Source organism: Mesorhizobium sp. W016 (assembly GCF_054719485.1).
On the sequence record NZ_JBTTIF010000002.1, the window covers coordinates 2534412 to 2548111 of the forward strand.

The window sequence follows — 13700 nt, forward strand, 5'->3', positions numbered from 1 at the left end:
CGAGGGGGGAGATTGGCGGTTCAGGCGCTACGCCCTTCCTTCGACGTTGGAGATCGGCGGAATCGGCAATGACAGTTGATCTCCCCACTCGTGGGGGAGATGGCCGGCAAGGGGGGCGCGAAGGATCGCCAACGTCTGCCCGTGGCGACAGCTCTGCGGCCTCAGCCTCTTCCGTTCACCAAATCCCCAACGATATCGTACTTCCCCGAAATGCGCATCTTGTAGACCTCGTAATTCTCCATCACGCGCTGCACGTAACTTCTTGTTTCGGTGTAGGGAATTCGCTCGATCCAGTCGACGACGGCGTCGATGCCCTTGCCGCGCGGGTCGCCGTACTTGGCTACCCATTGGCTGGCGCGGTTAGGGCCGGCATTGTAGCCGGCGAAGGTCAGCACATAGGAGCCGCCGAAGCGGTCGAGCTGCTCGCCAAGGAAGGCAGCCCCCAGCGTCGCATTGTAACCGGCATCGCTGGTCAGCCGATCCTGGGAAAAGCTCAGTCCTGCCTTCTTCGCCAATTGCTTGGCGGTGCCCGGCATCAGCTGCAGCAGGCCGCGCGCGCCGGCGCTGGAGACGGCGCCGACATTGAATTCGCTTTCCTGGCGGGCGATCGCATAGGCCAGCGCCTTGCCCGAGCCGGATATGTCGGCGGTGTCGGGAATGACGCCCAGCGGATGCGACAGCGCGCCGACATCGATGCCGCGCGCGCCGGCGATCTTGCCGATCTTCAGCGCCATGAAATGATTGCCCTGCTTTTCCGCCAGCACCGCAAGCAGCGCCAGCTCGCCGGGGCTGGTCAACTGCCCGGCGAGGTCGCGGTAAAGCGTCTCGGCATAGCGGTCGTAGCCCGCCTCCTGCAGCCGCTTGATGGCGCTGACGGCTTCGCGGCCGTCAAAGCTTTGGCGGTCGGCAGTGCTTGGCTCGGGATAGACGATGTTCAGCGTGCGCAAGCCAACCCGTTCCGCCGCCAACTGCCCGTAGAAAGTGGTGCCATAGGCTGCCGCCTTGGTGAAATAATCCTTCGCATTGCCGGGACCGCCGACTTCCGCCGCGCGGCCAAGCCAGTAATAGGCGCGTGACAGCGACATCGGTCCCTGCGCGAGATCGGCGATGCGGGCAAAATGGGTCGAGGCCGTCGCAGGATCGTTAAGGCCGCGCAACGCATACCAGCCGGCGTGGAATTCGGCCTCGGCGGCGCTGGCGGGGCTTTCGGCGGCATGCGCGGCAACGATCTTGTAGGCGGTCTTCCAGTCGCCCTGGTCGACCAGTGCGCGCGACAGCACGCGGCGCTCGACCCACCAGGCATCGGGATCGACCAGCGCGTCGCGGCTCGTTGGCGCTTTCATCATCACCGCGGCGGCGTCCGCAAACTTCCGCTGCTTGCGCAGATATTCGGCTTGCGCGAAGAAATAGCCGGCCGATTGCTGCGCGGCAGGCACCGCTTTCAACAGCTTGGCCGCGTTCTTGTCGCCACGCGAGGCGGCGGCCCAGGCATCGGCCAGCGGTTGCGCGCCGGCAAGTGCTGCGACCCGCAGTGCCGAATTCTCCCGGTCGGCATAAAACATCCGTTCCATGCGGAAACGATGGTCGGCAGCCGGAATGATGGCGCCAAACTCCTTGCTGACGGCCGCCTCGTCCCTGGCTTCCAGCTTCTCGGTGCGCCAGAATGGCGACAGCACGGAAAGCGCAGCCTTGGTGTTGCCAAGAGCTACATAAGAACGGGCAAGGATGACCACGCCTTGAAAGGTCAGCGGCTGGCTGCCGTCAAAGGCTTTCACCACGGTCTGCGACGAGGGGTTTTCGCGATAAAGCGCGCGCTCGCTGTTCTTGCGCAGAGCGATGGTGCCGGGCCAATTCGGCAACATCTTTGCGGTATCGGCAATCTCGCTGCTCGGCACACGGTCGCCGCCATAGAGCGCGATCGCCCAGGCCAGGATATGGCGGTCCAGCGAACTGGCCGGCAATGTTTCGCGCACCGCTCGTGCCGCGGCGATATCGCCGGTCGCCAACGCGTCGAGACTGCCTTTCAACACGGCGATATTGGCGGAGGGCGCATCGGTCTGCGCTCCATCTTGCATGTCAGGCATCGGGATCGATGAGGTCGTCTGCTCGTCGACGCTCTCGTTTGCCGCCGTTCCCACTATCAGCAGGGCAACGGCGCCAAGCAATATGAAGCGGAGTGGCCGACTGGCCGGCATGATCCTGATCTTTCCCTGTTGCGGCACTTTAGATGGCAAGCCCAGGTGCCCGAGAGCCTAGACTTAGGTCGTGAAGAGCTCGTAAACAAAGGGTTATCGAGGCCGTTCGAATTGCGCTTGCTGGCACCATCGGCATGCTTGCCGCGCAACAGTGTCGAGACTATGGTGCGCGGCTTCGCTTTCGGCTAGAAGGCGCCCGATGCATGTCGCCCAAAAGCGGGAACCGGTTTTGGGACGATGACACGCATAAACAAACAAGTTCCAAGGAGTTGGACGACATGCTGAGAGGCTCGCTTACTGCGCTCGTGACGCCGTTCGAACAGAGCGGACGTTTCGACGAGAAAGCCTTTCGCGCCTTCGTCGAATGGCAACTTGGCGAGGGCACGACGGGCCTCGTCCCGGTCGGCACCACCGGAGAGTCGCCGACGCTGTCGCATGACGAGCATCGCCATGTCGTCAAGGTCTGCATCGATGTGGCCAAGGGCCGCGCTCCGGTCGTCGCCGGCGCCGGCTCCAACAACACCGCTGAAGCGGTCGGTCTGGTGCAGTACGCCGAGCAGGCGGGCGCCGACGCCGCTCTGGTCGTCACGCCTTATTACAACAAGCCAACACAGCGCGGCTTGTACGAGCATTTCGCTGCCGTCGCCAGGGCGACCAAGCTGCCGATCATCATTTACAACATCCCGCCGCGCTCGGTGATCGACATGATGCCGGAGACGATGGGCAGGCTGGCGCACGACTTCAAGAACATCGTCGGCGTCAAGGATGCCACCGGCAAGGTCGAGCGCGTGTCCGAACAGCGCGCCACCTGCGGCAAGGATTTCATCCAGCTTTCAGGGGAGGATGCCTCGGCGCTCGGCTTCAACGCCCATGGCGGCGTCGGCTGCATCTCGGTGACGTCGAATGTCGCGCCGCGGCTGTGCGCCGAATTCCAGGAAGCCACACTGTCCGGTGACAGCGCCAAGGCGCTGGAATTGCAGGACCGTCTGCTGCCGCTGCACAAGGCCATCTTCCTTGAGCCCGGCCTGTGCGGCGTCAAATACGCGCTGTCGAAAATTGGCAAGGTCGAGAACGTGGTGCGCTCGCCGCTGGTGACCATCGAGGCGTCGACCGCCGAGAAGATCGATGCGGCGATGAAACACGCCGGCTTGATAAATTAAGGATGAGGCGCCACCTCTCCGCATCATGAACCAGGTCAGAAAAGCCGATCCCAACAACAAGACCGTTGCGGAAAACCGCAAGGCGCGGTTTTCCTATGAGGTGCTCGACACCGTCGAGGCCGGCCTTGTGCTGACCGGCACCGAGGTCAAGTCGTTGCGCCAGGGTCAGGCCAACATCCAGGACAGCTACGCCTCGGTCGAGGGCGGCGAGATCTGGCTGATCAACTCCTATCTGCCGGAATATCTGCAGGCCAACCGCTTCAACCACGAGCCCAGGCGGCGCCGCAAGCTGCTGCTCAACAAGCGCGAGATGGCAAAACTGGCGCAGAGCATCGACCGCGAAGGCATGACGCTGGTGCCGCTGAAAATCTACTTCAACGACCAGGGCCGTGCCAAGCTGCTGCTCGCCGTCGGCCGCGGCAAGAAACTGCACGACAAGCGCGAGAGCGAAAAGCAGCGCGACTGGTCGCGCGAAAAGGGCCGGCTCATGAAGGAACGGGGCTAAGAACCTCGAGCCACAGCCCCAGAAAAGCCACATCGGCTTTCAAGTTTCCAGCGACATACGATGGGGAAAGGCTTGAAGAACCGGATCATTCTCTGGGGTGCGGCCAGTCTGGTCTTCGCCGGCATCGTCGCCGCAGGTAGCATCTTCTATTTCCGGACGTTCTCGCCGGATCGTGACAGCTATCCGGTCAGGGGTATCGACGTTTCCCATCATCAGGGTGAGATCGACTGGCGGCGCGTTGCCGCCGATGACGTCGCCTTCGCCGTCATCAAGGCGACCGAGGGCGGCAACCATGTCGACGATGCCTTCGCCAAAAACCTGCGCGAGGCGCGCGCGGCCGGCCTCGCCGTCGGCGCCTATCACTTCTTCACCTTCTGCCGGCCGGGCGCCGACCAGGCGAAAAATTTCATCGCGGTGGTGCCGCACGACCAGCCGCTGCTGCCACCGGTCGTCGACATCGAATTCGGCGGCAACTGCCCGCAACGCCCGTCGCCGGAACAGCTGAGCGCGGAACTCCAGGCCTTCCTCGGACCGGTTGAAGCTGCGTTCGGCAAGCCGGCGATCATCTACCTGACCGACGAGGCTGAGGACGCCTATGCCGGACAGATGGCTGTGCGGCAGCGCTGGCTGCGCTCGCTGGCGTTCAAGCCGAGCGAGGACGGCTGGATTTACTGGCAGTACCACAATATGGGCCGTGTCGACGGGATCGAGGGCGATGTCGATCTCAACGTCCTGCAGGGTGGGCAGCAAACGCTGGCCGAGCTATTTGCTGCGCCCGCATCGCTCTCTTCGCAAAAGCCTCCATCGCCTTGAACGAATCAGCTGGCCTTGAGTTTGGCATCCGCAGTCTTACGCAGGCTTGGGAACAGGCCTGGAAAGAGCCGAAAAAGCCATCCCCGCGGCCATGATCAGTACGGCGGCGAACTGGGCGCCGGTCGGCGTCTCGCCGAGCACCGTCATCGCGATCAGCACGGTTGCGATCGGCACGCATGGCATGAACAGCGATGCCGCCTGCGACCCCAGCTGCCGGACGATATAGGTGTACAGGAACATGGCGGCCGCACCTGCCAAAAACCCTTGAATGACGATCTGGCTGGCAATCTCGGCCACTGATGCCGCGCGGAGGCCGCTTGGGGCAAAGAAATAGAGCAACGGCAGCGGCACGCATGACAGCAGCACCACCGTTGCGGTCGCCGCAACCGGATCGACGCGCCAGCGCCGCACGAGAACGGCATAGGCGGCAAACATCGCGCCGGATCCGACGAACAGAAGATCGCCGAAGAGGACATCCTTCATGCCGCCGCCAGTGCGCACGGGTGCAATGAACAGGATCAGCCCGGCGATGATGGCTGCGACGCCGATGGTTCGCTGGCGCGAGGTTTTCTCCCTCGTGGCGATGCGCGACAGCACGAATGAGAAGAACACGATCGAGGCAGGGCAAAGTGCGGCACCATGCGCTGCCGGCGCATAGGTCAGTCCCCAATTGATGATGATAGGGTAGGGCAGTCCGGCCAGTGCCGCCAGCGTCAAGGCACGCCTCCAGCCCAATGCCTTGCCAGTCGCCCGGCCGTTTCTCCAGACGACCAGCAGCATGACCATGCCGGCGCCGGCAAAGCGCAACGTTGCCAAATCGGTCGCGGTCAGATGTTCCCGCAGGCTGAAGCGGGCGGCGACGAACTGCACGGCGTAGATGCCGATCATGGCCAGGCCAGCAAGGATTGCCGGCTTCGTGTTTCGGTCCTCTGTCACGCGCATTCTTGTCCCGCTCGATCCTGCCAGCGGAAGGGTACTTCCTCCAGACGGCTTTCGTTGAAAACGCAGCCTATTGTCGAAAATGGTGCGTCAAAATATGCTGTTTTCGCAATATGGAAGTGAAAGTCACGCGATATGGGCGCTGCAAACGTGAATCATGAATCCGATCAGCTCGACGCCATCGATCGCAGCCTGCTTCGGTTGCTGCAGGAGGACGGGCGTCGCACGACGCTTGACCTAGCAGCCCGTGTCGGCCTGTCGCCGACCGGCACCAGCCAGCGCGTGAAGCGCCTTTTCCGTGAGGGTTTCATCACCGCGGTCCGGGCCGTGCTCAATCCGCAAAAGATCGGCCGCGGCACGCTCGTCTTCATCGAAGTCAGGCTCGACCAGGCGGCGCCGCATGTGTTCGACCGTTTCGCCGAAGCGGTAGCAAAGGCCCCCGAAGTGCTGGAGTGCCATATGGTCGTGGGCGGCTTCGACTATCTGGTGAAAGCGCGCATTTCGGAAATGGCCGCCTATCAGGATTTTTTGAAGCGCGTGATCCTGCCGCTGCCGGGTGTCAGGGAAACGCACACCTATGCGTCGATATCGGACGTGAAGCCGGACGCGCTGCTGCCGGTGTGAGGGCCGGACCAACGCAAGCGGTTGCCACGCCTCCGCTTCAAGCGGCCTGGGAAACCTCCGGCGCCAGCGTCACATTCGCATCGCCCCAGACCTTCAGCACGGTGATCACGGGCTCCAGGCTTCGGCCACGAGGCGTCGGGCTGTACTCGACCTTCGGCGGCATCTGCGCATAGACCTTGCGGGCGATGAGCCCAGTCTGGCTCGCTCGGCTATGCGCAGGCGGCAGCACTGCCGACGACGGCGATCACCGCCTTTGAGGCGCTGTTCGACCGCCTCGATGTGAAGAAGCTAGTCATCGGCGCCGCGAACACCATCCTGATCGTCGGCGGCGCCGGCGGCGTCGGGTCGATCGCGGTCCAGCTCGCGCGCCAGCTGACCGATCTGACGGTGATCGCCACCGCATCGCGGCCCGAAACCCGCGACTGGGTCGCAAGAGCGTTTCGGTCCACTGGGAGCCGATGTTCACCCGCTCGCTGTATGAAACGCCCGATATGGCCGCGCAGGGCGAACATCTCAACGAACTGGCGCGCCTTGTCGACGCCGGCACCATCCGCACCACGCTGGGCGAGACGTTCGGCCCAATCAATGCCGCCAATCTGAAGCGCGCCCATGCGCTGATCGAGACCGGCAAGGCCAAGGGCAAGATCGTGCTCGAGGGATTTTGAGAGGCAGCGTCTAGTTCCGCAGGAACGACGCGATCTCGCTGAATACCTTGACGAACATCGCTTCGGTCAGCACCCCAGTGTTGGTGTTGTAGCGCGAGCAGTGATAGCTGGAAAACAGCGTGACGCCGCCGGCCGGCAACCGACCGCCGTGCTTGAACGGATAGGCAGCGACGCGCTGACCGAGCGCCCTGACGGTCGACTGGTGGGCGATCGAGCCCAGCGCCAGCACGGCGCGCAATTTTGGAAAGCGCGCGATCGTCGGCACCAGAAAGCTGCGGCAAGTGGATATCTCGGCGCCGACCGGCTTGTTCTCCGGCGGCACGCAGCGCACCGCATTGGTGATCGCGGTGCCGATCAGTTCGAGCCCGTCATCCGGCCGCGCCTTGAACTCGCCGCGGGCAAGACCGTGAGCGATCATCGTTGAGTAGAGCAGGTCGCCGGCATAGTCGCCGGTGAACGGTCGCCCGGTGCGGTTGGCGCCGCGCAGGCCGGGCGCCAGCCCGACGATCAGCAGCTCGACGGCGTCCTCGCCATCAGGCGGCAGGAAAGTCGGCACCGGCGCATTGAACCACGACGGCTCGCGCTGCCGCCAGTCTGCGATGAAATCATGCAGGCGCGGGCAGAGCGGGCAGTCGCGGTCGGGTTCGGGAGCGGCGTCCAAGGCCGCCGCCGTCAATAGTCTTCCTCTTCGACTTCGGCCGGCTCGGGCCTACGCACCGGCCGTTCGGAGGGATCGCGGCCGACCTCGTTCTTCAGCGAGGTCAAATCGATGAAATGGTCGGCCTGGCGGCGCAGATCGTCCGAGATCATCGGTGGTTGCGAGGCCATGGTGGAGACGATCGAGACCTTGCGGCCGCGCCGCTGCAGCGCTTCGACCAGTGTGCGGAAGTCGCCGTCGCCGGAGAAGATGACATAGTGGTCGACAACATCGGCAAGTTCGAGCGCATCGACGGTCAGTTCGATGTCCATATTGCCCTTGATCTTGCGGCGGCCGGTCGAGTCGGTGAATTCCTTGGCCGGCTTGGTCACCACCTTGAAGCCATTGTAGTCGAGCCAGTCGATCAAAGGGCGGATCGAAGAGTATTCCTGATCCTCGACCAGAGCGGTGTAGTAATAGGCGCGCAGCAAATAGCCGCGCTTCTGGAAGCTGGACAGCAGTTTGCGGTAGTCTATGTCGAAGCCGAGTGCGCGCGAGGTGGCGTAGAGATTGGCGCCGTCTATGAAAAGAGCGATTTTTTCACGGGGGTCGAACATGGCAATATTCCTTTTTCGAAATAGGTGGCGGACTAATCGAAATGGGTCGTTATATCGGTCGGCTCGTAAATAAACCGGCTGACCTTTCGTCAACCGAGATAGCGCCAGTTTTACGGCAATCCAAGGGTGCCGGGGCGCACTGCAAGCAATTGTGATCGGAGCCGTGTCGTCGCCGGTAGGCGGGCTTTGCCGGCAAGGCATTCACCGGCGCCAGAGACTGGCATTCGCCAGCCCATGGGGCCACGGCGCCATAATGCTTGTATTTTGGCGGCGTTCGGGTTATGGACCGCGCCTGTTTTCCATCAAATCCAGGCATGAAAGGGGCAATCAATGGCCCGCGTAACCGTTGAAGACTGCATCGACAAGGTCGACAACCGCTTCGAGCTCGTGCTGCTCGCCGGCCACCGTGCCCGCCAGATCAGCCAGGGCGCGCCGATCACCGTGCCCCGCGACAACGACAAGAACCCGGTCGTAGCGCTGCGCGAGATCGCCGACGAGACGCTGTCGCCCGACGACCTCAAGGAAGATCTGATCCACTCGCTGCAGAAGCATGTCGAGGTCGACGAGCCCGAGGCCGACGGCGAGGCGATCGCCGACCAGACCGGCAACGCAGTTGCAGCTACCGATGCCGACGACGCCGAAGAAAACGTCACCTTCGATCGCATGACCGAGGAAGACCTTTTGGCCGGCATCGAGGGCCTGGTTCCCCCGGAAAAGAGCGACGACTACTAATCGCTGCCCTGGACCTGCCGGGAATATGGTTCCGGCACTTCCGTCCCGTGAGTTTCGTGGCTATCTATGAGATGCGCCGTACATCAGTGCGGCGCATCAATCATTTCAGCACCGTGAGAACCCGCCCATGATGCGTCAGTATGAGCTTGTCGAGCGCGTTGCGCGCTACAAGCCTGACGTCAACGAGGCGTTGCTCAACAAGGCCTATGTCTACGCCATGCAGAAGCATGGCCACCAGAAGCGCGCTTCCGGCGATCCCTATTTCTCGCATCCGCTCGAAGTCGCCGCCATCCTCACCGAAATGCACATGGACGAGGCGACGATCGCCGTCGCCTTGCTGCATGACACGATCGAGGACACCACCGCGACGCGGGCCGAGATCGACGATCTGTTCGGCCCCGAAATGGGCAAGCTGGTCGAAGGCCTGACCAAGCTGAAGAAGCTCGATCTCGTCTCCAAGAAGGCCGAGCAGGCGGAAAACCTGCGCAAGCTGTTGCTGGCCATCTCGGAGGATGTCCGCGTTCTGCTGGTCAAGCTCGCCGACCGTCTGCACAACATGCGCACCCTCGACCACATGCCCGAGGCCAAGCGCCTGCGCATCGCCGAGGAGACGATGGACATCTATGCGCCGCTCGCCGGGCGCATGGGCATGCAAGGCATGCGCGAGGAACTGGAAGAGATCGCCTTCCGCTTCATCAATCCGGAAGCCTATCGCGCCGTCACCGCGCGGCTTGCCGAGATATTCGAGCGCAACAAGGGCGTGCTGACCGACATCGAAAAGGCGCTGTCGGCGCTGTTCGAAAAGCATGCCATCAACGCCGGCGTGAAGAGCCGGCAGAAGAAGCCTTGGTCGGTGTTCCGCAAAATGGAGGCCAAGGCGCTGTCCTTCGAGCAGCTCTCGGACATCTTCGGCTTCCGCGTCGTCGTCGACAGCGTCGAAGACTGTTACCGCGCGCTCGGCGCCATCCACACCACATGGTCGATGGTGCCTGGCCGCTTCAAGGATTACATCTCGACGCCCAAGCAGAACGACTACCGTTCGATCCACACCACCATTGTCGGCCCCTCGCGTCAGCGCGTCGAACTGCAGATCCGCACCCGCGAGATGAACAAGATCGCCGAATATGGCGTCGCCGCCCATTCGATCTACAAGGACACCGGCGGCAAGACGAACGGTGCCGCCCATGCGATCTCGAAGGAGACCAACGCCTATGCCTGGCTGCGGCGCACCATCGAGCAACTGGCAGAAGGCGACAACCCGGAAGACTTCCTCGAAAATACCAAGCTGGAGCTGTTCCAGGACCAGGTGTTCTGCTTCACGCCGAAAGGCATGCTGATCGCTCTGCCGCGCGGCGCCACCCCCATCGACTTCGCCTATGCCGTGCACACCGACGTCGGCGATACCTGCGTCGGCGCCAAGGTCAACGGCCGCATCATGCCGCTAATGACCGAACTGAAAAACGGCGACGAGGTCGAGATCATCCGCTCCAAGGCGCAAGTGCCGCCAGCGGCTTGGGAGTCGGTGGTGGTCACCGGCAAGGCGCGTTCAGCCATCCGCCGCGCCACCAAGAACGCCATTCGCAAGCAATATTCAGGTCTTGGTGCCCGCATTCTCGAGCGCGCCTTCGAACGCGCCGGCAAGACCTTCACCAAGGAAAGCCTGAAGCCGGTGCTGCACCGGCTGGCGCGCAAGGACATCGAAGATGTGCTGGCCTCGGTCGGGCGCGGCGAACTTGCCTCGACCGACGTCATGAAGGCGGTCTTCCCAGACTACAAGGACGAGCGCGTCACCGTCAGCGCCCCTAAGCAGCGCGAGGAGGGCTGGTCGAAGATCCGCAACGCCGCCGGCATGCTGTTCCAGATGCCCGGCACCCGAGCCGCGCGCAAGGACAAGGACCAGCCGCGCGATGGCGCGGTGCCGATCCGCGGCGTGCGCGGCGACCTGCCGGTGCGTTTCGCGCCGGAAGGGGCCGTGCCTGGCGACCGCATCGTCGGCATCGTCCAGCCGGGCACCGGCATCACCATCTATCCCATCCAGTCGCCGGCGCTGCAGGCCTTCGACGACCAGCCGGAGCGCTGGATCGACGTGCGCTGGGACATTGACGAGCAGACCAAGGAGCGCTTTCCGGCGCGCGTCTCGGTTACCGCCATCAACGCGCCGGGCTCGCTCGCCGACATCGCCCAGGTCGTTGCCTCCAACGACGCCAACATTCATACGCTGTCGATGGTGCGCACCGCGCCCGACTTCACCGAAATGCTGATCGATCTCGAAGTCTGGGATCTGAAGCACCTCAACCGGCTGCTGTCGCAGCTCAAGGATAATTCGAGCGTCAGCGATGCGCGGCGTGTGAATGGGTGAATAGTGAATAGTGAATAGTGAATAGTGAATAGTGAATAGTGAATAGTGAATAGTGAATAGTGAAAGAAGGCGCTCTCACTACCATTCACCATTCACCATTCACCATTCACCATTCACCATGGACATGGGGCGAGTTATGAATACCGACGAAGTTCTGGGCATTTTCCGCGAGGCGGGCGCTGTTCTGGAGGGACATTTCATCCTGACGTCGGGTCTGCGCAGCCCGGTCTTCCTGCAGAAGGCGCGCGTCTTCATGCATGCCGACAAGACCGAGCGGCTTTGCAAGGCGCTGGCCGAAAAGATCCGCAAGGCGGTGCCGGGCAAGATCGACTACGTCGTCGGCCCGGCGATCGGCGGCCTGATCCCGGCCTATGAGACGTCGCGCCATCTCGGTGTGCCAGCAATCTGGGTGGAGCGCGAAGGCGGCGAGTTCAGGCTGCGCCGCTTCGAGATCGCGCCGGGATCGCGCGTCGTCATCGTGGAGGACATCGTCACCACTGGTCTCTCGATCCGCGAAACCATCGACTGCCTGCGCGCGATTGGCGCCGAGGTGGTGGCGGCGGCCTGCATCATCGACCGCTCGGCCGGCAAGACCAATGTCGGCGTGCCGCTGATCGCGCTTGCCGAATACGAGGTCCCGGCCTATCCCGCCGACCGCCTGCCGCCGGAACTTGCCGCCATTCCCGCCGTTAAGCCAGGAAGCCGCAACATCTAGGGGACATCACCATGATCGCCGGCATCGATCATTTGGTGCTGACGGTCCGCTCTGTGGAGGACAGCTGCGCCTTCTACCAGCGGGTGCTTGGCCTCAAGCGCCTCGACGAGCCGAACCGGCCGACGGCGTTGCTGTTCGGATCGCAGAAGATCAATCTGCATCAGGTGGGCCGCACCTTTGAGCCCAAGGCCAAGGTGCCGATGCCTGGGTCCGGCGATTTCTGCCTGGTCGCCGCAAGCCCGCTTGCCGAGATTTGCGCCCGTCTGGAAGCCAATGGCGTTGCCATCGAAGTCGGTCCGGTCGAGCGCACCGGCGCCCGCGGTAAGATGATCTCGGTCTATTTCCGCGATCCGGACAGCAATTTGGTCGAAGTCAGCGAATATCGGGAATAGTCTATCCGCCTCGGCGCCGTCTCGCGCGGGCCTTGCCGTCGTCGGGGAGCTTTCATCGATATTGTCCTCAGTTTCGCCCCAATGGCGCTCTTGTTACCCGCCTGCGGCAGACCATCGCGGCGGCGTTTCATTGTTCCGCCGCAAGGCAGTCGCTATATCAAAGTCGTTGTTGCCTTTCTGCGCCCTCGAAGCGCAAGATGGAGCGACCGCGCCCGGCCAGGGTGGTTGCAATTTGGGCGTGATGAACCGGGAACTGGAACAGAGTGCTTTTTCGACGCCGAAAGCCTGATGGCATTCTGGAGCGGGTGCGTACCTATCTGTGGCCGCGCCGCTCGTTTTCGCGCTCGTTGCAATATTTCTCCAAGCGCATCCTGCGGCTGAAGGCGACACCGCATGCAGTCGCGGCCGGCGTCGCGGCCGGCGTTTTCGCCTCCTTCTTTCCGCTCGGCTTCCATTTCGCCGTCGCCGCCGTGCTCTGCTGGGTGGTCGCCGGCAATCTGGTGGCCGCCGCCCTCGGCGCGGTATTCTTCGGCAATCCGCTGACTTTCCCGCTGCTGTGGGGAGCGTCCTGGGAAGTCGGCAAGCTGATCCTGCATGAGCGCCTGCCCAAGAACGGACCGCCTGCGCATCTTGGTGAGATGATGCACACGCTGTCGTTTGCAAAACTGTGGCATCCGGTGCTGGAGCCGATGCTGATCGGCGCTGTGCCGCTCGGCCTGATCTTCGGGCTGATCTTCTACGGCATCACCCGCTGGGGGATGACAGCCTTTCGCGAGCAGCGCAGGAAGCGCATGGCAGAGCGGGCGCATAAGGCCGGGCACCGCGGACGGGAAGTTCCGGCGGAATGATCATCGGCATCGGCAGCGACCTGATCGACATCAGACGCATCGAAAAGTCGCTGGAACGGCATGGTCAGCGCTTCATCCAGCGCATCTACACCGAGGTCGAACAGGTCCGCTCGGAAGGCCGCAAGGGCCGCGCCGCCTCCTATGCCAAGCGCTTCGCCGCCAAGGAGGCCTGCGCCAAGGCGCTTGGCACCGGCCTGGCGCAGGGCGTGTTCTGGCGCGACATGGGGGTCGCCAACCTGCCCAGCGGCGCGCCGACCATGGCGCTGACCGGGGGAGCGGCGGCACGGCTGGCCAAAATCCTGCCACAGGGGCACAGGGCGGCGATCCACCTCACAATCACCGATGATTTCCCGCTTGCTCAAGCCTTTGTGATCATCGAGGCGTTGCCCGCCGAACAAGCGCCACATTGATTGCATCAGACGACCGCTATCTAACGCCGACTTGACGTTGCCCAGCGCGCGCCGAGACTCTATACCATCCAACGCACAATCGAGGACGA

General features: G+C 63.1%; 14 protein-coding genes and 2 pseudogenes. 11 read left to right on the forward strand and 5 right to left on the reverse strand.

Features of this window, described 5'->3' with window-relative positions:
* Positions 1-161: 161 nt before the first annotated feature.
* Complete coding sequence (locus ACYG9V_RS12545; protein WP_352762976.1) at positions 162-2195, reverse strand: lytic transglycosylase domain-containing protein; 2034 nt, start codon at positions 2193-2195, stop codon at positions 162-164.
* Positions 2196-2473: 278 nt separating this feature from the next.
* Here ACYG9V_RS12545 and dapA point away from each other — a divergent pair, with 278 nt between their 5' ends.
* The 3 genes from dapA to ACYG9V_RS12560 all read left to right on the forward strand — a co-directional run bounded on the left by dapA (position 2474) and on the right by ACYG9V_RS12560 (position 4673).
* Positions 2474-3355 carry a 4-hydroxy-tetrahydrodipicolinate synthase gene (gene dapA, locus ACYG9V_RS12550; protein WP_352762974.1) on the forward strand — a complete coding sequence of 294 codons (882 nt, stop codon included), beginning with the start codon at positions 2474-2476 and terminating at the stop codon, positions 3353-3355.
* Positions 3356-3380: 25 nt separating this feature from the next.
* Positions 3381-3860: an SsrA-binding protein SmpB gene (gene smpB, locus ACYG9V_RS12555; protein WP_023687280.1), complete on the forward strand. Its 480-nt coding sequence runs from the start codon at positions 3381-3383 to the stop codon at positions 3858-3860.
* A gap of 72 nt (positions 3861-3932) precedes the next feature.
* Positions 3933-4673: a glycoside hydrolase family 25 protein gene (locus tag ACYG9V_RS12560; protein WP_352762971.1), complete on the forward strand. Its 741-nt coding sequence runs from the start codon at positions 3933-3935 to the stop codon at positions 4671-4673.
* A gap of 36 nt (positions 4674-4709) precedes the next feature.
* On the opposite strand, the gene ACYG9V_RS12565 is transcribed toward ACYG9V_RS12560, so the two are convergent.
* Positions 4710-5609, reverse strand: a complete 900-nt coding sequence (locus tag ACYG9V_RS12565; protein WP_352762969.1) for a DMT family transporter — start codon at positions 5607-5609, stop codon at positions 4710-4712.
* A gap of 138 nt (positions 5610-5747) precedes the next feature.
* Between ACYG9V_RS12565 and ACYG9V_RS12570 the strand changes: the two genes are divergently transcribed.
* On the forward strand, positions 5748-6236 hold the full coding sequence (locus ACYG9V_RS12570) for an Lrp/AsnC family transcriptional regulator (RefSeq protein ID WP_050587694.1): 489 nt from the start codon (positions 5748-5750) through the stop codon (positions 6234-6236).
* Between the two features lie 37 nt (positions 6237-6273).
* On the opposite strand, the pseudogene ACYG9V_RS12575 reads toward ACYG9V_RS12570, so the two are convergent.
* Positions 6274-6429: pseudogene (locus ACYG9V_RS12575) on the reverse strand (winged helix-turn-helix transcriptional regulator); the annotation flags it as partial.
* 8 nt (positions 6430-6437) lie between these two features.
* Between ACYG9V_RS12575 and ACYG9V_RS12580 the strand changes: the two are divergent.
* Positions 6438-6901 (forward strand): annotated as a pseudogene (locus ACYG9V_RS12580) (zinc-binding dehydrogenase); the annotation flags it as partial.
* A gap of 10 nt (positions 6902-6911) precedes the next feature.
* Here the strand turns inward: ACYG9V_RS12580 and ACYG9V_RS12585 are convergent.
* Both ACYG9V_RS12585 and ACYG9V_RS12590 read right to left on the reverse strand, forming a co-directional pair.
* Entirely contained in the window at positions 6912-7577 is a 666-nt protein-coding gene (locus ACYG9V_RS12585) for a uracil-DNA glycosylase (RefSeq protein WP_352762967.1), read from the reverse strand.
* Positions 7574-8155: a LabA-like NYN domain-containing protein gene (locus ACYG9V_RS12590; protein WP_023670234.1), complete on the reverse strand. Its 582-nt coding sequence runs from the start codon at positions 8153-8155 to the stop codon at positions 7574-7576. The genes ACYG9V_RS12585 and ACYG9V_RS12590 overlap by 4 nt, the downstream gene beginning before the upstream one ends.
* 330 nt (positions 8156-8485) lie before the next feature.
* Between ACYG9V_RS12590 and rpoZ the strand changes: the two genes are divergently transcribed.
* The 6 genes from rpoZ (at position 8486) to acpS (ending at position 13611) form a co-directional block, all read left to right on the forward strand.
* Positions 8486-8887, forward strand: a complete 402-nt coding sequence (gene rpoZ, locus ACYG9V_RS12595) for a DNA-directed RNA polymerase subunit omega (protein WP_023670235.1) — start codon at positions 8486-8488, stop codon at positions 8885-8887.
* 127 nt (positions 8888-9014) lie between these two features.
* A complete protein-coding gene (locus tag ACYG9V_RS12600; protein ID WP_023670236.1) occupies positions 9015-11246 on the forward strand; it encodes a RelA/SpoT family protein in 2232 nt (743 codons plus the stop codon).
* Between the two features lie 136 nt (positions 11247-11382).
* On the forward strand, positions 11383-11961 hold the full coding sequence (gene pyrE, locus ACYG9V_RS12605; RefSeq protein WP_023687283.1) for an orotate phosphoribosyltransferase: 579 nt from the start codon (positions 11383-11385) through the stop codon (positions 11959-11961).
* Positions 11962-11972: 11 nt separating this feature from the next.
* Positions 11973-12353, forward strand: a complete 381-nt coding sequence (locus tag ACYG9V_RS12610; protein ID WP_352762965.1) for a VOC family protein — start codon at positions 11973-11975, stop codon at positions 12351-12353.
* A 263-nt stretch (positions 12354-12616) separates the two neighbouring features.
* The gene (locus tag ACYG9V_RS12615; protein WP_023670239.1) at positions 12617-13201 is read left to right on the forward strand and encodes a DUF2062 domain-containing protein; all 585 of its coding nucleotides are present in this window, start codon (positions 12617-12619) and stop codon (positions 13199-13201) included.
* Positions 13198-13611: a holo-ACP synthase gene (acpS, locus tag ACYG9V_RS12620; RefSeq protein ID WP_023670240.1), complete on the forward strand. Its 414-nt coding sequence runs from the start codon at positions 13198-13200 to the stop codon at positions 13609-13611. The genes ACYG9V_RS12615 and acpS overlap by 4 nt, the downstream gene beginning before the upstream one ends.
* The last annotated feature ends 89 nt before the right edge of the window (positions 13612-13700 follow it).